The sequence below is a fragment of the Kaistella jeonii genome (assembly GCF_000812865.1).
GTDB classification, from domain to species: Bacteria; Bacteroidota; Bacteroidia; order Flavobacteriales; family Weeksellaceae; genus Kaistella; species Kaistella jeonii.
On sequence record NZ_JSYL01000001.1, the window covers coordinates 534,745 to 557,536 of the forward strand.

Sequence of the window (22,792 nt, forward strand, 5' to 3'; positions counted from 1 at the left end):
AATCATTAAGCCAAAAATGACTTTTTAAATTCCGGTTTTACCCTGTGTTTGGTAGCTTGTTCAAAAGCGTACGCTAAAGAAATAATTTCACCTTCGCGATAAGCACTGCTAAAAAAAGACAAACCAACTGGCAAATCGTAAACCTTTCCACAAGGCACAGAAATATGCGGATAACAGCTCATTGCAGCAGGCGCTGTGAGAGAAACTTCGCCCCATTTGTCGCCATAAATAACATCGATACTACAAGCTGGTCCAATTGTCAAACCGGTGATCGCATCGAGATTATTTTTTTTCATTACATCGTCAATAATCTTTTTCGATCCAATATGACTATTTTTTACTGCTTTAATATAAGCAGGATCCTTCAAATCTTTTTTGGTTTCACTTTCTTCCAGGAGTTCCTGCTTAAAAGTAGGCATTGCTGCGTCTTCATTGTCTTTGTTGAATTTTATGACTGCTGCTAAATTTTTCATTTTAGCGTTCGTATTTGAAAGATAATTATTTACGCCATTTTTAAACTCATATTTCAACACTTTTAATTCGTCACTTCCCAACGCGTTAATGCTGTCTAAATAAACGAGTTCTACGATTGTCGCACCTTGTTTTTTGAGAACATCTAAAGCTTTTTCCTGTAATTCATTGAGGAATTGATTGGCATATTTTTTCTTTTCCACGCCGATCCTTTTTCCATTTAAACCATCCTTATTTAAAAATTGGGTGTAATTGGTATTTTTACCACGGCTTTCATGAGTCACAAGATCTGCTTTATCAACGCCTGCTAAAACTTCCAAAAGTATGGCTGCATCGGTAACCGTTCTCGTCAAAGGTCCTGCTGTATCCTGCGTACTTGAAATGGGAATAATTCCGGAACGACTCACCAAACCAACCGTCGGTTTTATACCAACTGCACCATTGATAGAAGCCGGACAAGTTACTGAACCGTCCGTTTCTGTACCCACCGCAATCGCACATAAATTTGCCGAAACTGCTGAACCGGAACCTGCGCTCGAACCACACGGCGAATGATCTAAAATATAAGGATTTTTTGTCTGTAAACCACGGCTGCTCCAACCGGAAGAGGAATTGGTGGAGCGAAAATTTGCCCATTCACTTAAATTGGTTTTTCCTAAAATTACTGCACCCGCATTTCTTAATTGAGTTACAATGAAGGCATCTTTTTCTGCGATATGTCCGACCAAAGCGAGTGCTCCGGCTGTCGTCATCATTTTATCTTCTGTATCAATATTATCTTTGATCACCACCGGAATTCCGTGTAAAGGACCTCTGACATTGCCTTCTTTTCTTTCTTGATCCATCGCTTTTGCAATACTTAAAGCTTCTGGATTCACCTCTATCATTGAGTTGAGTTTCGGACCATTTTCATCAATGGCTTCAATGCGGTCCAGATAAAGTTGGGTAATTTGCGCCGAAGTATAAATTCCTTTCTCCATTTTGTCTTGAAGTTCTAAAACAGTCATTTCATCTAATTCAAAATTATTGTGGGATTCTTCTACTGGATTTTCTTGTTTAGGATCTTTTTTATTTTCGGTAAATGAGTTTGCGGCCAATAGTGTTGGGATACCAATTGTGGCCAAGGCGGTGTTCTTTAAAAAATCGCTTCTTTTCATGGATAGTAGGATTTGAAGATAATAAGGTTTAGATTTTTGATATATAAAAATACAGAAAAATGTTGGTAATAATTTCTCATTTTTTAAATATCACATAATGAACTAATTGAAATTCCAAGTTATTAATTTGCGTCTATTAAAAGCTCAAATAGATAACTGCAAAAAATCTTGCAATCCAAAAAATCTGCTCCCGCGTGAGGGATAGAAACGGTTACCCCGGAACAAGCGGGGGGAAAAGCTTTGGCATGAGGAGTATGAGTGTATAGCTCGACCTGAAGAAGTGAATGGTCTCGTCACATCTGAAAGATGAGACGAGATAATGAACGACTGAAGGGCACGCCCAAATTCTGAAAATAATAAAGGAAAATGTCTTTTTTAATTGGGTGAGAATTCGTACTTTTGCAGTCTGAAAAATGTGTAGAATACTGCGAGGTCCTCACTTATACAGCAAAAAGACATTGATAACAAATAGATAAAATTAAGCAAAATGCCAAAATTAAAAACTAAATCAGGTGCTAAGAAGCGTTTTAAGCTGACCGGAACCGGAAAGATTAAAAGAAAAGGTGCTTTTAAAAGCCACATCTTGACCAAAAAAGAAACGAAGCAAAAGAGAAATCTTACGCAGACTTCTTATGTTGCAAAAGTGGACAAAAAGAGTGTTTTACGTCAATTAGCTTTAAGATAGTTTTTATAAATCAACCGGTTTATAAGAATTAACAAATTCAGAAAATTTAACCCTGAAACGGTGCAAAAAAGTGTAATGAAATAAATTACCGCCCTTTTCAAAAAAACAAATTTAAATTATGCCAAGATCAGTAAATGCAGTAGCTTCCAGAGCTCGCAGAAAAAAAGTAATAAAGCTTGCTAAAGGTTTTTTCGGTAGAAGAAAGAACGTTTGGACCGTAGCAAAAAATGCCGTACAAAAAGCAATGCAATATGCTTACCGCGGTAGAAAAGAGAAAAAGAGAAGTTTCCGAAGCTTATGGATCATGCGTATCAACGCGGGTGCAAGAGAACACGGAATGTCTTACTCCCAGTTTATGGGCGCTCTAAAAACGAACAACATCGAATTGAACAGAAAAGTTTTAGCTGATTTAGCAATGAATCACCCGGAATCGTTCAAAGCGATCGTAGATTCATTAAAATAAATGTAAAATTTTTGTTATCAATTATAAAATCCTAAACGTTTGTTTAGGATTTTTTTCTATATTTGGAAAAAATTTACATGAAAAAGATTCTACTTCCTTCCTTCCTTCTTCTTTCTGCAATGGGGTTCTCACAAAGTCTTGTACAAGCTTATAAAAACCGGGCAACCCAGGTTACTCAAACAAACATTAATACTCTCTTAACCGATTTTACTTCGTATGGCGTGAAAACAACCGGTTCTACAGCAAATAATAATGCGTTTGCTTGGCTTAAAAGCAAATATGTCGCCTTTGGTTATGATGCTGCACAAATCACAGAAAATGCATTTACCTATAATTCAAAGCAAACCAAAAACTTAATTGTAACGAAAACCGGAACAGTTTATCCAAATAAATATCTTATTGTTTGTGGACACTACGACACAATTACGGGACCTGGAACAAACGATAATGGTTCAGGAATAAGCATCATTTTAGAAGCTGCCCGAATTTTACAAAATGTTTCCAGCGAATATTCAATTAAATTCATCAACTTTTCGGGAGAAGAACAAGGTCTCTATGGAAGCCAAGCCTATGTGACAAATGTTGTGAAAGCTACTAATCCAAAAATGGACATTATTCTTGTTCTTAATCTGGATGAAGTTGGTGGTGTCGCCGGAATGACCAATAATAAAGTCATCGCTGAAAAAGATGGAACTCCTACATATCCTACTAATGGAACGTACTCTACATACCCATCATCCAACAATGCGGCTTCTACGATAAAAACAACGGAGTTAAAAAATTCGATGTTGAACTATTCCAACATTACGCCTGTAGATGGTTACATTGAACGTTCGGATTATATGCCTTTTGAAAAAGAAGGCTATGTTGTCACTGGATTATATGAATTTAACGAAAGTAACAAACCACACACTGCAAATGATACTTACGTGAATATGGACCCCGTTTATGTTTATAATATTGCCCAAGGTATTGTGGGAGCAATACAGCATTTCTCAACAGCAGATACTTCTATAACACTCAGCGCAAATGCCGTCTCAAAAAATTTGAGTGATCGCGTAAGTTTATTTCCTAATCCTGCTAATAACTTTTTAAATATTGGTTTGGATGGTAAAGGTTTTACTACGACTATTGTAGATATGTCTGGTAAAACAATAATGCAATCTAAAGATCAGCAAGATTTGGACACTTCTAAACTTATCAACGGAATTTATCTTGTTAAAATTACTATGGGTAATGAAACAACCACCAAAAAATTAATCATTAAGAAATAAGTTAATTTATTTCCTACTAAAAACCTGGGCATTGCTCAGGTTTTTTTATTTTATTGTTATAATTACTAATTATTTTCGGCTTCTTTCCATCAATACTTCTTCGATTTCACTCAATGAAAATGATTTCGCTTTGAGTAAAATTAAGAAGTGATATAATAAATCTGCGGCTTCATCTTTAAAGAGTTTAGCGTTGTCATCTTTTGCTTCGATGACCAATTCTACAGCTTCCTCTCCTACTTTCTGCGCCATTTTATTGATTCCTCTTTGATACAAATCATACGTGTAGGATTTTTCCACTTTCTGGTCAATTCGTTCTGAAATGGTTTCTTCTAATTCATATAAAAAACCTTTTGAATTTTTCTCTTCAAAACAACTGAAACTTCCAGTATGACAAACATTTCCCGCTGGTTTTGCCTGAATTAATAAAGCATCAGAATCACAATCTTCTTTAATACTCATTACATAAAGATAATTTTCAGAAGTTTCACCTTTCAACCAAATTCGGTTTTTTGTCCGGCTGAAGAAATGAACACGTCCATCTTTTTGAGTTAATTTCAGAGCTTCTTCATTCATATAACCCAACATTAAAACATGCTGCGTACGGTCATCCTGAATAATTACAGGAACTAAACCATTTCCTTTTTCAAAATCTAATTTCATATGTAATTTTTTTATTGTTTTTAAATGTCATGTGCAATCTCATCAAATATTATTCATGTTTATTTCTAAACTTGTCAATGGCGATTTCATCTGATGGATATTTTATTTTGTTTCAAATTTTCTTTTAAATCAGATATTTTAATTTCATTGAAGTGAAAAATACTTGCGGCCAAAGCTCCGGTAACATTGGTTTCGGTAAAAACTTCGGTGAAATCTTCCATCTTTCCGGCACCACCAGATGCGATGATCGGGAGTTGACAAACCGCTGAAATATTTTGCAGCATTCGGATATCGAAACCATTTTTCGTTCCGTCAAAATCCATGGACGTCAACAAGATTTCTCCAGCTCCTAAATCAGCGACTGTTCTTACCCAATCTAAAGTTTTATATTCGGTTTGAATTTTTCCACCATTAATGAAAACGTAATCTTCACCATTAACATTTTTGGTATCTATGGCAACTACGACGCATTGATTTCCGAACTGTTGCGCGATTTCCCGAACCAATTCCGGACGTCGAACTGCGGCAGAATTGATGGAAACTTTATCGGCTCCCGCTTTCAATAATGCTTCCACATCCTGAACGGAAGAAATTCCGCCCCCGATCGTAAAAGGAATATTAATTTCTAAACTCAGTTTTTCAACGAGTTCAATTAAAGTTTTTCGTCCTTCTAAAGTTGCGGTAATATCTAAAAAAACCAATTCATCGGCGCCGTCTATGACATACTTTTTTGCAAGGTCCACAGGATCTCCAGCAATTCGCAGATCTTCAAACTGAATTCCTTTCACCGTTTTTCCATCTTTGATATCCAAACACGGAATGATTCTTTTTTTTAACATTTTATAAAAATTTCTGAAGTTCTTTTAAACTTATTTTTCTTTCATATAAAGCTTTGCCAATGATCGCTCCGGAACAACCGAGTTCTTTCAAATCCTCTAAATCTTTCATGGAAGAAATTCCGCCACTTGCAATTAGAGAGATTTCACATTGACTTAATATTTCTTCATACAATTCGAAAGAAGGTCCTTGCAACATTCCGTCCTTGGAAATATCGGTACAGATTACGTATTTTATTCCATTTTTTTGATAGGACTGAATAAATTCGATAACATCCAATTTTGAATCTTCTAACCAACCAGACGTTTTAACTTTTCGGTCTAAACAATCTGAGCCTAAAATGAGTTTTTCACCGAATTCTTTGATCCATTCTTCACAAACCTCTGGATTTTCGACTGCAATGCTTCCAATCGTAACTTGATTGGCTCCTGCATTAAAAGCACTTTCTAAACTTTCACGTGTTTTAATTCCACCTCCGAAATCAATAATTAAATTGGTTTCAGAAGCTAATATTTCTAAGGTTTTAAGATTTTTAATGCTCTTCGCTTTCGCACCATCCAAATCCACCAAATGTAAATATTGGATACCGTTGGCTTCATATTCTTTCGCAATATCCAGAGGATTTTCGTGATAAACTTTTTTCGTATCGTAATCACCTTTTGAAAGTCGGACACATTTTCCGTCGATAACATCTATGGCTGGAATTATTTTCATTTGTAGTTGTTTAGTTTGATGTCAAATGGAATCGCCAATCTTTAGTTTCACTAAGGAAAATTTGTAATGGCGATTTAATTTTATAATTTTAAAAAATTTTGAAGAATTATTGACCCAACATCTCCTGATTTCTCCGGGTGAAATTGCGTTCCATAAAAATTATCTTTCTGTAAAGTCGCACTGAAAGGCAAGATATAATCACATTCCGAAGTAGTATTTTGTCCCACTTCGCAATAATAACTGTGAACAAAGTAGAAATTATCTTCTTCTGAAATTCCTTCGAAAAGAGAACCCTGAATTTTCTGTAAATTATTCCAACCCATGTGCGGAACAATGTCTGTGGCTGGAAATTGTTTCACTTTCAATTCAAATATTCCGAGACATTTTGTATTTCCTTCTTCCGAAAAATTACATAATAATTGTTGTCCCAAGCAAATTCCTAAAAAAGGTTGCTTTAGAGTTGGAATTAATTCATCCAATTTTAGAGATCTCAAATAATTCATCGCTGTCGAAGCTTCACCAACTCCAGGAAAAATAACTTTTTCTGCATTTCTTATTTCCTCAAAATCTGACGTAATCAAAGTTTCATAACCCAACTTTCTCACTGCATTTTCAACGGACTTTACATTTCCCGCCACGTAATCTATAATCGCTATCATAATATTCCTTTTGTACTTGGGATGGAAAAATTATTCTGATCTTGCTTCACAGAATCCCGTAAAACTTTCGCAAATGCTTTAAAGATTGATTCAATTTTGTGATGTTCATTTTCACCTTCGCATTGAATATTGAGATTGCATTTTCCTGTATCAGTAAAGGATTTAAAGAAGTGATAAAATAATTCAGTCGGAACATCGCCAATTCTTTCTCTTTTAAAATCAACATTCCACACCAACCAGTTTCGTCCGCCAAAATCGAGTGCGACTTGCGCCAAACAATCATCCATTGGTAAAGCAAATGCATATCTTTCGATTCCTTTTTTTGAACCTAAAGCTTGCTCGAAACACGCTCCTAAAACCAAAGCGGTATCTTCGATCGTATGGTGCTCATCAACTTGTAGATCGCCATTCACCATAACCTCCAGATCGAAATTTCCATGTTTTGAGATCTGTTCCAACATGTGATCGAAGAATGCCAATCCGGTATTAATATTTGATTTTCCGCTTCCATCTAAATTGAGTGCAACCGTAATCACCGTTTCTTTTGTTTTACGATTAACTTTCGCCTTGCGAGGAATTTGTTTTAAATATTGGTAGATCTCATCCCAGTTTTTAGTCGTTAAAGTCGCTTCATCAAAATTTTCATCTGAAATGAAAATGGATTTTGTACCTAGATTTTTAGCAAGTTCTACATCTGTTTTTCGATCTCCGATAACGAATGAATTTTTCAAATCATAATTTCCGTGAATATATTTTTGAAGTAATCCGGTTCGTGGTTTTCTATTGGGAGAGTTTTCAGATTCAAAACTATCATCAATCAATAGATCGGAAAACACAATATTTTCATTTGCTAAAGTTTTCAGCATTTTCTCCTGTGCAATTCTAAAATCTTCTTCTGGGAAAGAAGCGGTTCCCAAACCGTCCTGATTTGTAACCATGACCAATTCATAATCTAATTCCTTTACGATCTTGGCTAAATTCTGAATGACTTTCGGATAAAATTCTAATTTCTCTAAAGAATCGACTTGAAAATCGGTGGGCGGTTCTAAAATTATTGTTCCGTCGCGGTCGATGAATAATACTTTTTTCATGATTTATAGTTCTGATAAAATATTTAATAATTTGGAATTTTCTTCATTTGTTCCGACACTTATTCTAAGACAATTTTTTAAAGCGGGATGTCTTAAACTCGTCAGAATACTTGCATTTAATAATTTTAGATAAACGATTTCAGCCTCTTTAAATTCAATCAGGAAGAAATTGGCGTCCGAAGGATAAATTTTAGTTATTGAATCGAATTTTTCTAAACCAACTTTCAATTCCTCTCTTTCTTTTAAAATAAGTAAAATATCTTCTCTTAAGTTATCTAGCTTTTCCAATTGTAGTAAAGCCAGTCTTTGATTTTCTGAACTAACGTTGTACGGCGGTTTAAACTGGTTAAACAAAGTAGAGATTTCCGGTGAAGCAAATCCAACTCCGATCCGTAAACCTGCCATTCCATAAGCTTTCGATAAAGTTTTTAAAACGATTAGATTCGGATATTTCTCTAACAAACTTACGGTAGAAATTTCTTCTGAAAATTCAATATAAGCTTCGTCCACAATTACGATCCCAGTAAAATACTGAATATAAAATTCTAAATCATCAATCGAATTTCCAGTCGGATTGTTCGGGGAACAGAGAAATAAAATTTTAGCTTTTGTCGTGGAAAGCGCGGTTATAAAAGCTTCCTTATTCAATTGGAAGTTTTCATTTAACTCTAATTTTTCCACTTCCAGATTATTCAATTTTGCAGACATTTCGTACATCACAAAACTCGGATTCATCATCATGATCCCATCTTTAGTGGGTTCGCAAAAAATACGCATCGCTAAATCAATGAGTTCATCGCTACCATTTCCAAGAAATAATTGGTCGGAATTCACTTCATTCATTTCGGCCAATTTCTTTTTTAATTGAAGATGTTCCGAATCTGGATACCGGTTAAATTCCCCAAATGGATTTTCATTGGCGTCCAACAAAATCATTTTCTTATTGAGGTAAGAATTGCGCAAACTTTGGTAAGATTTCGAACCCAACAAATGGGGACGAATCATATTTTCAATATTAAATTTCATTTTTTAAAGATTTTAAGCGCAGAGAAACTGCATTTTTGTGAGCGGTCAAACCTTCCGCTGCTGCCATAATTTCTATCGTTTTTCCAATATTTTGAATCCCGGTTTTGGAGATTTCCTGAATCGTAATTTTTTTCACAAAACTATCGAGTGAAACGCCACTGTAATTTCTTGCAAAACCGTTCGTTGGCAAAGTGTGATTGGTTCCACTTGCGTAATCTCCCGCAGATTCTGGCGTATAATTTCCGAGAAAAATTGATCCTGCATTCGTAATGTCTGCAATGTAATTTCTTGGATTTTCTATTGATAGAATTAAGTGTTCCGGTGCGTAAGAATTGCTCATTTCAATGGCTTCCGAAATGGAATTCATTAAAATAAATTGGCTGTTTTCAATCGCTACTTTAGCGATTTCATTACGAGAAAGTTCTGCTACTTGTTTTTCAATTTCCTTTAAAGTTTCATTAAAAATGACTTCATCCGTAGAAATAAAAATGACTTGAGAATCTATTCCGTGTTCCGCTTGAGACAATAAATCTGCCGCACAAAATTCAGGATTTGCAGTTTCATCCGCAATCACTAAAACTTCACTTGGTCCCGCTGGTAAATCGATGGCGACGTTATACTCCATAGCTAATTGTTTCGCTTGCGTCACATATTGATTTCCAGGGCCGAAAATTTTATCCACTTTCGGAATGCTTTCTGTGCCTAAAGTTAAAGCGGCAATCGCTTGAGCGCCACCAACTTTGAAAATTTTTGTGACTGCACACAACTGCGCCGTAAATAAAATGGCGGGATTAATGGAGCCGTCTTTTTGCGGCGGCGTACAAAGAATCAATTCTTTGCAACCTGCGATTTGTGCGGGAACAGCCAACATTAAAACCGTAGAAAAAAGCGGGGCGGTTCCGCCTGGAATATATAATCCAACATTTTCAATAGCTCTGGATTCTCTCCAGCAAACAACACCTTCTGTGGTTTCAATTTCTTTTTTTTCCGACTTTTGAGTAAGGTGAAATTTACAGATATTTTCTTTAGCCTGCTTGATAGCGGTTTTTAAATCCTCGGAAACTTCATCGATCGCAGATTCAATTTCATTTTCAGAAACTAAAAACTGATCGATTTGAACCTGATCAAACTTTTCGGAAAATTCCTTTAAAGCAGAATCTCCTTCATTTTTTACCTTCAAGAAAATTTCGCCAACGGTATTTCTTAAATCTTTTTTTTCCAAAACCGGCCTTTCTAAAAGCGTTAACCAAGTATTTTTTTCTGGATATTTACTAATATTTTTCATTTTTCCTCTTTTTTACATGACCATTTTTTCGATCGGAATCACGAGAATTCCTTCTGCACCATATTTTCTTAACTCATCAATAATTTTCCAGAATTCATTTTCCCGAACAACGGAGTGAATACTGCTCCATCCCGTTTCTGCGAGTGGCAAAACGGTGGGTGATTTCATTCCAGGTAAAATTTCGATTATTTTTTCAATAGAATGATTCGGCGCATTCAGCAAAATGTATTTATTCTCCCGGGAATTGATGACGGCTTGAATTCTAAAGAGGAAAGATTCCAAAATAATAGAAACGTCCTCTGCAATATTTTTGCTAGAAATAATAACTGCTTCACTTTTTAAAACTTCTTCTACCTCTTTCAATCCATTATGTAACAACGTACTTCCAGAACTTACCAAATCGGCAATCGTATCTGCTAAACCGATACTTGGTGCAATTTCCACACTACCGGAAATCTCAACGATTTCTGTATTTATATTTTTGCTTTCAAAGTAATTTTTAACAATCGAGGGATAAGAAGTTGCGATTTTTTTTAATTCGAAAAAGTTGATGCCTGAGTATTCCTGTTCTTTTGGAATTGCTAAAGATAGTCTGCAATTGGCGAAACCTAATTTGCGAACTAAATCTACATTTTTGTTCTGCTCCAAAACCTCGTTTTCTCCGATGATTCCAATATCAACAATTCCCTGTTCTACATATTTTGGAATATCATCATCACGGAGGAAAAGAATTTCTAAAGGAAAATTGGTGGCAGAATTTTTGAGTTTGCTTTTAAAATCAGGAATTTTTATTCCACATTCTTTTAAAAGTTCGAGGGACTTTTCGCTTAAACGTCCACTTTTTTGGATGGCAATTTTTAATTTGTTCATTTTTCAATTTTTATCTTGGGTCTGAACAAATGTTTTAATTTTTACATAAAAAAAACCGTCTTTGCTCAGACGGTTATTTATTATTTTCAGTCACTTTGGACCATATTAAATCAACTCGTCTTTAGATGAGATGATGATGATGGGATAAAGTGATTGTATTTTTCATGTTATAATAACTCTGCAAATATATCCAATATTTTTTTTACTACGCAAATTTTTTCGCGTACTTTTTCATAAGTAATTGATATGGAGCGCAATTTATTTCGATTTAATTGTCTGATTACTAAAAATACTAAAATTTGCATGATGAAAAAGCTTGAATTCAGGACTAAAGATTTTATATTTTAGACTTTTTTTTATTTAATATATGACAGATATCTACTATTTTTTAAATGTTTTTTTTTCCTGATTTTTACGTTGAAACTAATAACCACGAAAACTACCAGTCGATATAGTCATATTTTCCTAATTTTGAAAATACAGATTGAGTGGTTTTTTTAAAATAAAAACCATGAAAACAATCTCTACCTTCCTTCTATCTGTATTACTTATTCTTCAAATTAACGCGCAATGTTATACAAAAATTTCAGCCGGCTACAGCCATGTCCTTGCCATCAAATATGACGGAACTTTATGGGGTTGGGGAAATAACAATTTGTCCCAACTGGGCGATGGAACAAATGTTAATAAAAATGTACCCGTCCAAATTGGAACTGCAAATAATTGGGCAAAAATAGAAGCAGGAGATATTCATTCATTTGGTATCAAAACTGATGGAACGCTTTGGGGTTGGGGAAGTAATGGTTTCGGACAATTAGGAAACAACACGACAACAGCAAGTAATATTCCCGTACAAATTGGTTATGCTACCGATTGGAAAAGCGTTTCTCCCGGCGGAATTCACAGTGTGGGAATTAAAAATGATGGAACATTATGGACCTGGGGCGGAAACGGAAATGGGGAATTGGGAAATGGAACAAATATTAGTACAAAAGTTCCAACAAGAATTGGTACAGACACTGACTGGACAGCGATTTCAGCAGGTTTCACGCATTCTTTCGCCATAAAAACTGATGGAACATTGAGAGGTTGGGGACAAAATGCATTTGGTCAGGTTGGCGATGGAACTACTGTCACTAAATATTCTCCAACCCTTATCAATATTACAAATGTTCAGAAAATAAAAACCGCGAGACTTCACTCCCTTGCTATAAAAAATGATGGAACTCTTTGGACTTGGGGTTATAATGATTTCGGACAATTAGGCGATAATACAATTATCTCTAAAAATATTCCCACAAAGATTGGCTCAGACAATAACTGGGTCTCAGTTTCATCTGCTGGTTTTCACTCCGCCGCACAAAAAGATACTGGTACCATTTGGACTTGGGGAGATAATACATACGGGCAATTAGGAGACAATACTTTAATTAACAAAATAGTTCCTATGCAAATCGGAACTGCAACTAATTGGACCGATCTCATTGCAGGAGGAAATTTCTCTTTGGCAAAATCAAGCGGATCTTTTGTTTTATCATCTCTAAATACATGGGGATCAAATAATTATGGTCAACTTGCAGATGGAACGTTTATAAATAAATCTGTTCCTACTGTTGTGTATACCTGCAATATTTTGGTAATGGCAGTAGAAAACTCGAGAGAAAATAATTTTACTGTTTATCCAAACCCAACTCATTCGGTGCTTAATATTCAAAATAACAGCAACAATAAAATAAACAAAATTAACATTCTTGACGCAAGCGGTAAAATAGTAACGGAAGGGAAAGTAGAATATAATTCAATCAATGTTCAAAATCTTCCAGTGGGGATTTATCATCTGCAAATTTTATCGGATGGAAAAACTGTTCAGAAAAAATTCATTAAAGAATAAAACAACATCGTCATGAAGATACCAATAACTACGCTACTCCTTCTTCTTTTTACTATATCTAACGGTCAGTTCATCAACAAACTTGGCAAAAAAGCCCAAAAAGCTACAGAAAGAGCTATTGAAAAAAAGATTGAACAAAAAGCTACCACAACGACCAACAAGGGAATGGATGTGATTTTGAATAATAAAACCAACACAAAATCCGGTTCCTCGGGCGAATCTAAATCAAATGGAAAATCATCAGCACAAAATTCTGATTTTGTTTCCGGAACGAAAATATTGTTTGAAGAAAATTTTAGAAATGATGCAGAGTCAGATTTCCCTGTCCAATGGTTTACGAACAGCAGTGGTAAAATTAAAAGTTTCGACGGTAAAAAGTGGCTTCAACTTTCGGATAAAGGAAGTTTTACGCCAATTAAATTAACACAACTTCCAGAAAATTTTACTTTTGAATTTGATGTTACAACTACCGATAATTTCAATTTTTATTCTACTCCACTTTCAATAGTTTTTACAGAAAAAAAAACGAAGATAGACCAAATTTGGAATATTGTTACGAAAAGAAAAGAGGCCGTAATTTTTAGTATTCACCCTTCTAATTCATTGAAGGGAACTGGTCGAAGCGAAGTTATTACCATTCAAGATAAAAAACAATTCATCAAAAATAAAGTAGATGTTCCCAATTTTAGCAAAACGAATAATACCGTTCGAGTACAGATTTGGCGGCAAAAAGATCGGTTCAGGATGTATGTTGACGGCGAGAAATTTTGGGATTTACCTTCGGCATTTGGGGAGGCGAATTACAACCAGGTTATTTTTTTCATTGGAACTTACAAAAATTCTACCGACAAATGGTTTATCTCCAACATTAAATTGGCAGAAGCAGGCGAAGATCTTCGACACCAACTTTTGGAAAACGGAAGTTTCAGTACCAATGAAATTTTGTTTGATACGAACAAAGCGGTTATAAAACCCTCAAGCTTTAAAATCCTGGATGAATTAGCAACTGTTTTAATGGAAAACGAAGCTGTAAAAGTTAGTATAACTGGACATACTGATAATGTGGGAAAAGATTCCGACAATCAAAAATTGTCTGAAAACCGTGCAAAAGCAGTTGCAGAATATTTTCAAACCAAATATAAAATTGTAAGCTCCCGATTAGAAACTTTTGGAAAAGGCGCTTCTGAACCTTTGAATGAAAATACATCTGAAAAAGATAAAATGCAAAATAGAAGAGTGGAATTTGTGGTGATTAAATAGAAGGCAAAATAAATATTGACCCTTTTTTGGCATTACAAAGAAATCTCTACTGTTACATTCTATTATGTTGAGATTGACTTTTTCGAACCACTTCGTTAGGTTTGCTGCGAAAAAACAAAACGAAGATAATAAAAAACAGATTATATTATCTACGAAATTTTGCAGCCCGACCTGAATGGAGCTCTTTTTTCTGTAGCAAAGCGGAGGAAAAAAAGCGGGAATGGAGGGCGGAAAAAGATGCCCAAAAAAATAAAAAAATACAACATGAAATCTTTTTTAACTTTACTATTTGCCATAATTTTTGTGCAATTTACTTTTGGACAGGGAACTTATACAGAATCACAACGAAAAAAAGACAAGGCGAAATTGGATTCTATTTGTAAAAAATCCCCAAATTCTTGTTTAAATTATGCGGAGGTGATTGGTGTGAATTCTGTCTTTAGAAAATATGCACCAAGAAAAATTAACAAAACTCAAAAAATTTGTTTCAATAAAAAGTTTGAATACATTTCTACCATCGACGGTAAAACTACTAGAGGTTGTTTTTACATCAATACGATTACCGGTTATGTCGCACTATTTAATACTGATGATCGAAATACATGTTTAGGAATGACGAATCCAGTACCTGGATTTGATATGATCATAGCTTCAAAAATTGGAGAATCTCTTACTTTTAGGATTAATAGTCGTGGGGAGAAATTCGTATATAGTCAAAAACCACTTGAAAATATTCGTTATGGCGGCTCCATAAATTTTGTAGTGAAAAATGTGAATAGTCTTTTATCTAATTTTCGTGAACCTTTTACGAATCAAAATTTACCTACGCTTCCGTATTTTATTGAGGGAATTACAGCAAGTAGTGCGAAATATCTATTTGGACCTTATTATGCGCAAAGAATTCCGCTGAAAGATTATTTTGGCGTTTTTGGACTTGGATATTATACTGATGGAATGGGAAATACGTTTATTTCTTTGGCGGTAGAAAGTATCGATCAATTTATTAAAGTGGTGAAAATAACAGATGTAAATGAATGTTTTGATGGAAGCAAATTTAAAAATGGAGATGAAGAAAATATTGCGACCAACGAGCAATCGATCAATGACCGTAAAAAAGGATTGGAAAATGAAGCAGAAAATGCTTCAGGAAATTCTTGTAACGCTGCAAAAACTTTAAATCTGCATAAGACCCAGGTTTTGAATACAGAATTGATCTACAATAATTATGTAAAAGGTGGCGGAAATCCAATGAGTAAAGAAGGTTTAAAATTAGGTTCAAAAGCACAAGACGTTAGAAATGAAGTGATAAAACACCGATTAGAAACTGAATTGAAAATTTGCCAAACGGAGAAGAATATCCAAACTGCACCTTCCAGAAATTCAACTGCAGGTCAGCTTTCAACCTATCAAAAGAAATTAGCTTGCTATAATGATGCAGTAAATGATTTGAGCAATTTAGAAGCATCTTTAAAAGACATTGATGCAAGACAGGGAAGCAATTATGGAAAAGCGTTAGCGGAAAAAAACGTCTTATATTTTCAAAAAATGAGAGATATTAATTTAGACTGTAATTTTAAAAAGGGAAAACTTCAAGAAAATCCTATGAATAAAGGAGCCAATGAAATTGGAGACAAATTGCGGGAAATATTGAAACGGAGATAAATAATAAATCAAAGAAGACTTCGATAAACGCTCATTATTTGAGATGCAATATTTTCGTCATTAAATTTCTGAACGAACTCAAAACCTTTTTCAGCTCTGCGGTTTCTTTCAGATTTATTATTCCAGAGAAATAGAATTTTTGCTTTTACATCTTCAAAATTATGAGGATTAATGTAGACGGAATTTTCTCCGCCTGCTTCAGGAAGACAACTCAAATTACTCGTGATTACGGCAGTTTTTGAAAACAGCGCTTCAATCACGGGAATTCCAAAACCTTCGAAAATACTTGGATAAATGAAAATATCTGCAAGTTTATAAATTGCGGCCAGTTCTTCCATGGAAACATTTTCGAGAAATTGAACTTGATCGACTAACTTATTCTTTGCTAAATACTTTTGAACTTTTTTAAAATATTTTGTTTTCTTACCAATTACAACTAAAGGAATTTCTGTTCCATTAATGGCTTTGACGATGCTCAACAAATTTTTCCTTTCTTCAATTGTCCCGACATTCAAAATAAATCTTACAGGTAGATTATGCTTTTCTTTAACTGAAGATAGGAATTCTTCAGTTTGATCTTCTTTGAAAGCTTGATGACAACCTTGATAGATAACTTTAATTTTACTCTCCGGAACTTTTAAAAACTGAATAATGTCTCGCTTCGTCTGTTCAGAAATAGCAATAATTAAATCGGCTTGTTCAGCGGCTTTTTTGAATTTCCAGAAATAGATTTTCCTATCAAGAAAAGAATAATATTTAGGAAATCTGAGGAAGATTAAATCATGAATGGTGACAACTTTTTTTATAGGTTTATCGTTCCATTTTAATGGCAGTTCGCCGGAAAGTCCGTGGAAAATATCAGCATCGATTTGTTGTGCATCTTTTCCCATTAACAGTTGTCGGGAAAAATTCCCTTTCGAAGTTTCGACAAAAGAAACATTAGGAAGTTTTAGAATATCTGTTCCTTTTTCTGACTTATTTTTATTAAAAAGTACAAATTTATTTTCAGGGTAATAAGTCGCTAAAATCCGGACCAGATCGCGGGAATAGTTTCCCAGACCTGAGCTGTTATTAAAAAAACGTTTTCCATCAAAAGCAATTTTCATCATCAAAAATTTTTAGAACGAATGATATAATTCGGTCGTTCTTTTACCTGTTTAAAAATTTTCCCCAGATAAATTCCTATAATCCCGAGTATAATTAATTGCAATCCGCCGAAAAATACAACGGTCATAATTAAGGATGCCCATCCTGAAATTTCGGTTTGCGAAACAAAAGAATGAATCACATAAATCCCATATCCAAGTACGGCGATTGCGGAAAAAATAAATCCTAAATATGCGGCTAAATAAAGAGGTTTCACACTGAAAGCCGTGATTCCTGTAAAAGCAAAACGCATCATTTTTTGTAGATTGTAACTGCTTTCTCCCGAAGCTCTTTCTCCGGCGGTAAAACGAATTCCTGTTTGTCGGAAACCCATCCAATTGGAAAGTCCGCGCAGAAAAATATCAGCTTCGTTCATATTTCGCACCACGTCAACTACTGACGAGTCCATCAATCTGAAATCTGAACCACCTCCTTCGCGAAGATTGACGTCTGAAATTTTCGACAAAAATTTGTAGTAAAGGGACGATGTTCTTCTTTTAAAAGCGGAAATTTCTTTCGGGTAAGTTCTGATGGTATAAACAATATCAAAACCTTCTTCCCATTTTTCAATAAGTTCCGGAATTAATTCTGGCGGATGTTGTAAATCGGCATCCATTGAAATTACTGCGTTTGCGTTAGAACTGTCAATTCCAGCTTTTACTGCTGGTTGATGTCCAAAATTTCTAGAAAATTCTATAAACTTTACCTCTTCAAACTGTTTCGCTAATTCTTCAATTTTTGCCTGCGTTTGATCGCGACTGCCATCGTTCACGAATATAATTTCGAAATGGTAATTTTCGAGTTTAGAAAAAACGTCTTTTATTCTTTGATGGATCAAAAAAATATTGCCTTCTTCGTTGTGCGCGGGAATAACGACGGAAATTTTCTTCACTGAGGGAATCTGTTTAATCTAATTTATAATCTTTTTGGAAATCTTTGGTCAGGAGTTCATAAATTACTCTGAACCAAACGAAACAACAAGGTAAGGCTTTTAGAGAATATTTGATGACATAATTTTCCTTAATGAATTTCGGAAATAAATCTGAGAAAGAAAAGCAAGTTAAAATAATGACAAAAATCAACAACCCAATGATTAAAGGTGTTTTCTCTTTCTGAATAATAAACCAGATCATCACACCAGCAACTGCAATAATATATGTCGGAGATTCTGATCCTGAACTAAAAAGCACAATGAATAAAAGCGTTGATGATAAAATCAGGAGTTGAAATGGTAGATTTTTGTATTGCTTAATCCTTAAATAAGGGAGTGCAAAAACAAGCATTCCCGGAAGTAAAAAAGTAAGATTAGAAATGGATGCATCACCTAAAACTCTCCGTACGATTCCCATCAAAGAAAAATCCTGTCTATTTCCTAAGACCTGGTTCGAAACATTTTTTTCTGACAAAGATTGAAACCAATCCGCGTAAGACTGAATTCCGAAATGATAGCTGGAAAGCAACATCGGTAAAACAAAAAATAGAATTCCGAATCCTATCAAAGCTAAAATAAATTTTAATTTATTTTTAACAAAAAAGAAAGCTGAAAGTCCTGCCACTCCATATAATTTTACAAAAAAACCAATCATGATAGAAAAAGCGGATTGGGTTTCTTTTCTCTCATAAATGTAAACTGCAGACAACATTAATAATCCTGTGAGAGCGATATTAAATTGCAAACTTACTGCGGCTGTAATGAATTCCTGCAAACAGAGCCAGGCAAAAAAAGCTTTTTTCTGATTAGAAAAAGGAAGTTTGTGGATCGCAAAAAGAAAAACCAAAGTATTCGCGACATTCCAAAGAGGCATTCCTAACCAATCGGGAAACACGGCAAAAGGAGCAATGAGTAAACTAAAAAATACGCCGTAATGATTAGAATCCAGATGGACTTCGGGATACCGAAGATAAATATTATTCTCGTGGAGCGTATTGTAGAAAACGTTTTTGAAGATCAAATAATTATTATATTTCGCCGGACCGCCTCGAAATTTTGCAATTGCCGACAGGACGGATACAAGCAGATAAATCCCAAAAATATATTTGGGATTTGAAATGAATTTTAAAAATTTATCTTTCAAAATTATTTAGAATTATTATTTAAACTGACACATTATTTTCTCTCAAAGCATCATTAAGAGAAGTTTTTTTGTCAGTTGATTCTTTTCTTTGCCCGATAATTAAAGCGCAAGGAACCTGGAATTCTCCGGCAGGAAATTTCTTAGTATAACTTCCAGGAATAACGACAGATCTTGAGGGAACTCTGCCTTTAATTTCTACAGGAGTTTCACCAGTCACATCAATTATCTTCGTGGAAGCGGTAAGTACAACATTTGCACCTAAAACTGCTTCTTTTTCAACATGAACGCCTTCTACAACGATACATCTCGAACCGACAAAAACATTATCTTCAATAATTACGGGAGCCGCCTGAAGTGGTTCTAAAACGCCACCAATTCCTACTCCGCCACTTAAATGAACGTCCTTTCCGATTTGTGCACAACTTCCAACAGTTGCCCAAGTATCGACCATTGTACCAGAATCTACATAAGCTCCGATATTGACATAAGAAGGCATCAAAATTACTCCAGGTGCGATATAAGCGCCTTCTCGAGCGACTGCAGGAGGAACAACACGCACTCCTTTTTCTGCATAATTTCTTTTCAAAGGCATTTTATCATGAAATTCAAAAGGACCAACTTCAATGGTTTCCATTTTTTGAATTGGGAAATACATTACGACCGCTTTTTTTACCCATTCGTTAACTTTCCACCCGTTTTCTGTGGGTTCTGCCACGCGAAGTTCACCTAAATCCAACTGACGAATAACTTCGCGAATCGATTTATGGTTATCTTCATTTTTTAATAATTCCCGGTTCTCCCAAATATTTTCTATCGTTTCCTGTAATGTCATTACTTTTTTATTTTAATTGAAGTTTGGAAGCAAATTTACAAAACTCTTCTTGCGAAAAGGTAGGCTTTGTTCCAGTATTTTTCGTTGAGCGAAGAAATAACAACACCTTTGGAAGTTGAGGCGTGAATAAATTTTACTTCACCTTCATTTCCAATATCATGGACAATTCCCACATGCGTGACTTTGCTTCCACCTGCTGTTGCAAAAAACAGCAAATCACCGGGTTTTGTTTCTCTGATGGTTATTTGTTTTCCCGCATTGGACTGATCTTCAGAACGGCGTGGAAGTTTGGTGTTATTCTCGTCAAAAACCTTGGTTGTAAATCCAGAGCAATCGAAGCCAGAAGAGGTATTTCCGGCATATTTATAAGGAGCACCGAGATATTTTTCGGCATCTTTCAAAATTTCTTTAATTTCTCCGTTTAGGTTTCCGGAGAAGTTAGATTCCAGTGTTTTGAGATCTGCAGTTTTAGCGACTGTTTTTGTAGGAATTGATCTTTTAACAACGGTTTTCGAAGCTCCACAAGAAACTAAAAATAGAAATCCAAGAATTGCAAATAAACACTTTTTCATATTTTACTTTAGTGATTTCTCAAAAATAGTAAAATTATTTTCATTTCGCAGAATTTTTAGAGATTTTCCTTGATTTAATAAATGTTTTGAATGATTTAGGTTTAATTCTACTAAAAAGTAATTATATTTAAAACTTACTTTATTGCGCGAATAATCATGACTATTTTAGAATTTAAAAAAATCTTCACCGAAAATCTATCTTCATTTTATACTTTCTCTGAAAGCGCTGAAATCTACTCTATTTTTATTGAAAAAGAGGTTGGTTACAATAAATTTGAGCAACGACAATCTGGAAACGAAAAGCTTTCTGAAATACAGATTGAAAATTTAAATAAAATAATTTCGGAATTGAAAACGGGTAAACCTTTTCAACAGATTTTGGGTGAGACAGAATTTTATGGCTTGAAATTTTTCGTGGATGAACATGTTTTAATTCCACGTCCGGAGACGGAAGAATTGCTGGAATTGGCGATTGAAGAGATTAAAAAATCAGGATTTAAAAATAATCTGAAAATATTGGATATTGGAACAGGTTCTGGGATTATTCCGATTGTGATGAAAAAACATTTTCCGCAAGCTGAAATTTCTGCGATTGATTTTTCGGAAAATGCTTTGAAAACTGCGAAAAGAAATGCAGATTTTCATGAGGTTGAAATTAATTTTATTCACCAAGATTATTTGAATGAAGAATTAACTGAAACTTATGATGTGATTATTTCTAATCCACCTTATATTGGGATTGATGAAGAAGGTCAGATTGAAGATTCGGTGAAAGAATTTGAACCAAAAATGGCTTTGTTTTCTCCGAATTCAAATGCTTTGGTTTTTTATGAAAAAATTGCGCAGGATTGCAAAAAATATTTAGGCGAAAATGGATTGGTTTTTTTGGAGATCAATCAGAAATTAGGGAATGAAACAAAAGAATTGTTTGTTGATGTTTTGTGTGAAGTTGAATTGATGAAAGATCTGTCGGGAAATGAGCGGTTTGTTTGGGGTAGAAAATAGGTTTTGGCTAAAGCCAATTTGATTTTTAAATTTTTAAACGGGCTAAAGCCCTTTTCTATTGATATTTGGCGCGAGCGAAGCGAGCGTCGATAATTGCGATTGGATTTTAATTTAGATTATAAATCGTTATTACAAAATCATTGGATAAGAAAAACTGCTTGAATTTTTAGGTTTGGCGCGAGCGAAGCGAGCGTCGGTAACTTCTAAAAGTGAGTTTTGCTGAGAATAAATTTTTATTTAAATCTATTTCTTTTTTGATTTTGAGATTACTTCTTCGTCAGAAGGAAAAAAATGTGTAAACTTGAAATTGATACCTTATTACTTGAAGATAATTTTATAAATCTGTCTAAGAAAAAATACCTGAAATTTTAGCCCGGGTTGTAGTGGAAATCCTTTTTTCGGTCTTGCGACCGAAAAAAGATTGTAACGGAAAACGGGTATAATTTTGGAACGAAGCCGAAATCTTCGGGCTTCTAAAAAAATTAGTTAATTTTCTTTTTTACAAATACCTGAAACGCCATATATAACAATGGTAAAGCCATAATTCCGAGATAGAAACCGTTTTCGATCGCCATCTGTGGGAAAGTTGCTACAACATAAACCAAACCGAAAAACGCGCCTCCTAAATGGGCAGCGTGACCAATATTATCATGCTGTTTCGGGTTCAACATCATATAAACGGAATAACCGAAATATAAAAAGCCGAAAATATAACCGGGAAGACTAAATTGTGATGGTAGAAAAATGATCCCAATTTTAATCAAATTCGGATACAAAGCCACACTCGCAAAAATAATTCCTGAAACGCCACCACTTGCGCCGATCGCGGAATACCACGACTGATTTTTGTACAAATAAAGGCTAAATAAATTGCCGAGTAAAATGGAACCAAAATAAATCAATAGAAAGCCAACTGCGCCGAAAGCTTCAAGAATTGGTTGACTGAACATGTACAAAACATACATATTCAGCAATAAGTGCATGAAATCTGCATGTAAAAAACCCGCAGAAATTAATCTTACATATTCTTTGTTGCGTAAAATCGCTCCGACATTAAACTTGTATTTTTCGAAAAGTGCCTGATTTGTAAAAGCGATATAACTAATAATTGACGTGGCTGCAATAATGATTATTAAAACTGAATTCATATTTTTTTA

General features: G+C 34.6%; 22 protein-coding genes. 7 read left to right on the plus strand and 15 right to left on the minus strand.

The window, feature by feature from the left end; translation table 11 throughout:
- Nucleotides 1-5: 5 nt before the first annotated feature.
- Nucleotides 6-1,628, minus strand: a complete 1,623-nt coding sequence (locus OA86_RS02360) for an amidase (protein WP_039348140.1) — start codon at nucleotides 1,626-1,628, stop codon at nucleotides 6-8.
- A gap of 487 nt (nucleotides 1,629-2,115) precedes the next feature.
- On the opposite strand from OA86_RS02360, the gene rpmI reads away from it, so the two are divergent.
- From rpmI to OA86_RS02375, 3 genes are all read left to right on the plus strand, one after another.
- A complete protein-coding gene (gene rpmI / locus OA86_RS02365; RefSeq protein ID WP_039348142.1) occupies nucleotides 2,116-2,313 on the plus strand; it encodes a 50S ribosomal protein L35 in 198 nt (65 codons plus the stop codon).
- A 118-nt stretch (nucleotides 2,314-2,431) separates the two neighbouring features.
- Nucleotides 2,432-2,776: a 50S ribosomal protein L20 gene (rplT, locus tag OA86_RS02370; protein ID WP_039348143.1), complete on the plus strand. Its 345-nt coding sequence runs from the start codon at nucleotides 2,432-2,434 to the stop codon at nucleotides 2,774-2,776.
- A 77-nt stretch (nucleotides 2,777-2,853) separates the two neighbouring features.
- Nucleotides 2,854-4,050: a M28 family peptidase gene (locus OA86_RS02375; RefSeq protein ID WP_039348411.1), complete on the plus strand. Its 1,197-nt coding sequence runs from the start codon at nucleotides 2,854-2,856 to the stop codon at nucleotides 4,048-4,050.
- 69 nt (nucleotides 4,051-4,119) lie between these two features.
- Here the strand turns inward: OA86_RS02375 and hisIE are convergent, their stop codons facing one another.
- The 8 genes from hisIE to hisG form a co-directional block, all read right to left on the minus strand.
- Nucleotides 4,120-4,710, minus strand: a complete 591-nt coding sequence (hisIE, locus tag OA86_RS02380; protein WP_039348146.1) for a bifunctional phosphoribosyl-AMP cyclohydrolase/phosphoribosyl-ATP diphosphatase HisIE — start codon at nucleotides 4,708-4,710, stop codon at nucleotides 4,120-4,122.
- A gap of 86 nt (nucleotides 4,711-4,796) precedes the next feature.
- Nucleotides 4,797-5,549 carry an imidazole glycerol phosphate synthase subunit HisF gene (gene hisF, locus OA86_RS02385; RefSeq protein WP_039348149.1) on the minus strand — a complete coding sequence of 251 codons (753 nt, stop codon included), beginning with the start codon at nucleotides 5,547-5,549 and terminating at the stop codon, nucleotides 4,797-4,799.
- A gap of 1 nt (nucleotide 5,550) precedes the next feature.
- A complete protein-coding gene (gene hisA / locus OA86_RS02390; protein WP_039348152.1) occupies nucleotides 5,551-6,261 on the minus strand; it encodes a 1-(5-phosphoribosyl)-5-[(5-phosphoribosylamino)methylideneamino]imidazole-4-carboxamide isomerase in 711 nt (236 codons plus the stop codon).
- 80 nt (nucleotides 6,262-6,341) lie between these two features.
- Nucleotides 6,342-6,920 (minus strand): imidazole glycerol phosphate synthase subunit HisH, encoded by a 579-nt coding sequence (hisH, locus tag OA86_RS02395; protein WP_039348155.1) that lies wholly within the window; start codon nucleotides 6,918-6,920, stop codon nucleotides 6,342-6,344.
- Entirely contained in the window at nucleotides 6,917-8,011 is a 1,095-nt protein-coding gene (hisB, locus tag OA86_RS02400) for a bifunctional histidinol-phosphatase/imidazoleglycerol-phosphate dehydratase HisB (protein ID WP_039348158.1), read from the minus strand. Before hisB ends, hisH begins: the two co-directional genes overlap by 4 nt.
- A gap of 3 nt (nucleotides 8,012-8,014) precedes the next feature.
- Nucleotides 8,015-9,037, minus strand: coding sequence for a histidinol-phosphate transaminase (hisC, locus tag OA86_RS02405; protein ID WP_039348161.1), 1,023 nt, complete (start codon nucleotides 9,035-9,037; stop codon nucleotides 8,015-8,017).
- A complete protein-coding gene (hisD, locus tag OA86_RS02410) occupies nucleotides 9,027-10,322 on the minus strand; it encodes a histidinol dehydrogenase (protein WP_039348165.1) in 1,296 nt (431 codons plus the stop codon). Before hisD ends, hisC begins: the two co-directional genes overlap by 11 nt.
- Nucleotides 10,323-10,334: 12 nt before the next feature.
- Nucleotides 10,335-11,192, minus strand: coding sequence for an ATP phosphoribosyltransferase (gene hisG / locus OA86_RS02415; protein ID WP_039348168.1), 858 nt, complete (start codon nucleotides 11,190-11,192; stop codon nucleotides 10,335-10,337).
- Between the two features lie 511 nt (nucleotides 11,193-11,703).
- Here hisG and OA86_RS02420 point away from each other — a divergent pair.
- The 3 genes from OA86_RS02420 to OA86_RS02430 all read left to right on the plus strand — a co-directional run bounded on the left by OA86_RS02420 (nucleotide 11,704) and on the right by OA86_RS02430 (nucleotide 16,005).
- The gene (locus OA86_RS02420; RefSeq protein ID WP_126340419.1) at nucleotides 11,704-13,083 is read left to right on the plus strand and encodes an RCC1 domain-containing protein; all 1,380 of its coding nucleotides are present in this window, start codon (nucleotides 11,704-11,706) and stop codon (nucleotides 13,081-13,083) included.
- A 12-nt stretch (nucleotides 13,084-13,095) separates the two neighbouring features.
- Nucleotides 13,096-14,343 (plus strand): OmpA family protein, encoded by a 1,248-nt coding sequence (locus tag OA86_RS02425; protein ID WP_052257349.1) that lies wholly within the window; start codon nucleotides 13,096-13,098, stop codon nucleotides 14,341-14,343.
- A gap of 264 nt (nucleotides 14,344-14,607) precedes the next feature.
- Nucleotides 14,608-16,005 (plus strand): hypothetical protein, encoded by a 1,398-nt coding sequence (locus OA86_RS02430; RefSeq protein WP_126340418.1) that lies wholly within the window; start codon nucleotides 14,608-14,610, stop codon nucleotides 16,003-16,005.
- 8 nt (nucleotides 16,006-16,013) lie between these two features.
- Here the strand turns inward: OA86_RS02430 and OA86_RS02435 are convergent, their stop codons facing one another.
- Genes OA86_RS02435 through OA86_RS02455 form a run of 5 tightly spaced genes read right to left on the minus strand, consistent with a single transcriptional unit; the run spans nucleotide 16,014 to nucleotide 20,630 of the window.
- Nucleotides 16,014-17,111: a glycosyltransferase family 4 protein gene (locus OA86_RS02435; RefSeq protein ID WP_039348174.1), complete on the minus strand. Its 1,098-nt coding sequence runs from the start codon at nucleotides 17,109-17,111 to the stop codon at nucleotides 16,014-16,016.
- Between the two features lie 2 nt (nucleotides 17,112-17,113).
- A complete protein-coding gene (locus OA86_RS02440) occupies nucleotides 17,114-18,043 on the minus strand; it encodes a glycosyltransferase family 2 protein (protein ID WP_039348177.1) in 930 nt (309 codons plus the stop codon).
- 13 nt (nucleotides 18,044-18,056) lie between these two features.
- Nucleotides 18,057-19,232, minus strand: a complete 1,176-nt coding sequence (locus OA86_RS02445) for a glycosyltransferase family 87 protein (protein ID WP_169743937.1) — start codon at nucleotides 19,230-19,232, stop codon at nucleotides 18,057-18,059.
- Between the two features lie 13 nt (nucleotides 19,233-19,245).
- Nucleotides 19,246-20,058, minus strand: coding sequence for a 2,3,4,5-tetrahydropyridine-2,6-dicarboxylate N-succinyltransferase (locus OA86_RS02450; RefSeq protein ID WP_039348181.1), 813 nt, complete (start codon nucleotides 20,056-20,058; stop codon nucleotides 19,246-19,248).
- A gap of 35 nt (nucleotides 20,059-20,093) precedes the next feature.
- Nucleotides 20,094-20,630: a C40 family peptidase gene (locus tag OA86_RS02455; protein WP_039348183.1), complete on the minus strand. Its 537-nt coding sequence runs from the start codon at nucleotides 20,628-20,630 to the stop codon at nucleotides 20,094-20,096.
- Nucleotides 20,631-20,786: 156 nt separating this feature from the next.
- On the opposite strand from OA86_RS02455, the gene prmC reads away from it, so the two are divergent.
- A complete protein-coding gene (gene prmC / locus OA86_RS02460) occupies nucleotides 20,787-21,635 on the plus strand; it encodes a peptide chain release factor N(5)-glutamine methyltransferase (RefSeq protein ID WP_039348185.1) in 849 nt (282 codons plus the stop codon).
- A 482-nt stretch (nucleotides 21,636-22,117) separates the two neighbouring features.
- Here prmC and OA86_RS02465 read toward each other — a convergent pair whose 3' ends face one another.
- Nucleotides 22,118-22,783 carry a rhomboid family intramembrane serine protease gene (locus OA86_RS02465; protein ID WP_039348188.1) on the minus strand — a complete coding sequence of 222 codons (666 nt, stop codon included), beginning with the start codon at nucleotides 22,781-22,783 and terminating at the stop codon, nucleotides 22,118-22,120.
- Nucleotides 22,784-22,792: the final 9 nt, after the last annotated feature.

What these genes read in the sequence shown, in the direction of transcription:
- rpmI (WP_039348142.1), top strand. Translation starts at nt 2,116, where the DNA reads ATGCCAAAATTAAAAACTAAATCAGGTGCTAAGAAGCGTTTTAAGCTG.
- hisB (WP_039348158.1), bottom strand. Translation starts at nt 8,011, where the DNA reads ATGAAAAAAGTATTATTCATCGACCGCGACGGAACAATAATTTTAGAA.
- OA86_RS02430 (WP_126340418.1), top strand. Translation starts at nt 14,608, where the DNA reads ATGAAATCTTTTTTAACTTTACTATTTGCCATAATTTTTGTGCAATTT.
- OA86_RS02455 (WP_039348183.1), bottom strand. Translation starts at nt 20,630, where the DNA reads ATGAAAAAGTGTTTATTTGCAATTCTTGGATTTCTATTTTTAGTTTCT.
- OA86_RS02425 (WP_052257349.1), top strand. Translation starts at nt 13,096, where the DNA reads ATGAAGATACCAATAACTACGCTACTCCTTCTTCTTTTTACTATATCT.
- OA86_RS02465 (WP_039348188.1), bottom strand. Translation starts at nt 22,783, where the DNA reads ATGAATTCAGTTTTAATAATCATTATTGCAGCCACGTCAATTATTAGT.
- OA86_RS02360 (WP_039348140.1), bottom strand. Translation starts at nt 1,628, where the DNA reads ATGAAAAGAAGCGATTTTTTAAAGAACACCGCCTTGGCCACAATTGGT.
- hisF (WP_039348149.1), bottom strand. Translation starts at nt 5,549, where the DNA reads ATGTTAAAAAAAAGAATCATTCCGTGTTTGGATATCAAAGATGGAAAA.
- hisG (WP_039348168.1), bottom strand. Translation starts at nt 11,192, where the DNA reads ATGAACAAATTAAAAATTGCCATCCAAAAAAGTGGACGTTTAAGCGAA.
- OA86_RS02375 (WP_039348411.1), top strand. Translation starts at nt 2,854, where the DNA reads ATGAAAAAGATTCTACTTCCTTCCTTCCTTCTTCTTTCTGCAATGGGG.
- OA86_RS02450 (WP_039348181.1), bottom strand. Translation starts at nt 20,058, where the DNA reads ATGACATTACAGGAAACGATAGAAAATATTTGGGAGAACCGGGAATTA.
- OA86_RS02420 (WP_126340419.1), top strand. Translation starts at nt 11,704, where the DNA reads ATGAAAACAATCTCTACCTTCCTTCTATCTGTATTACTTATTCTTCAA.
- OA86_RS02435 (WP_039348174.1), bottom strand. Translation starts at nt 17,111, where the DNA reads ATGAAAATTGCTTTTGATGGAAAACGTTTTTTTAATAACAGCTCAGGT.
- hisD (WP_039348165.1), bottom strand. Translation starts at nt 10,322, where the DNA reads ATGAAAAATATTAGTAAATATCCAGAAAAAAATACTTGGTTAACGCTT.
- hisA (WP_039348152.1), bottom strand. Translation starts at nt 6,261, where the DNA reads ATGAAAATAATTCCAGCCATAGATGTTATCGACGGAAAATGTGTCCGA.
- hisH (WP_039348155.1), bottom strand. Translation starts at nt 6,920, where the DNA reads ATGATAGCGATTATAGATTACGTGGCGGGAAATGTAAAGTCCGTTGAA.
- prmC (WP_039348185.1), top strand. Translation starts at nt 20,787, where the DNA reads ATGACTATTTTAGAATTTAAAAAAATCTTCACCGAAAATCTATCTTCA.
- hisIE (WP_039348146.1), bottom strand. Translation starts at nt 4,710, where the DNA reads ATGAAATTAGATTTTGAAAAAGGAAATGGTTTAGTTCCTGTAATTATT.
- rplT (WP_039348143.1), top strand. Translation starts at nt 2,432, where the DNA reads ATGCCAAGATCAGTAAATGCAGTAGCTTCCAGAGCTCGCAGAAAAAAA.
- hisC (WP_039348161.1), bottom strand. Translation starts at nt 9,037, where the DNA reads ATGAAATTTAATATTGAAAATATGATTCGTCCCCATTTGTTGGGTTCG.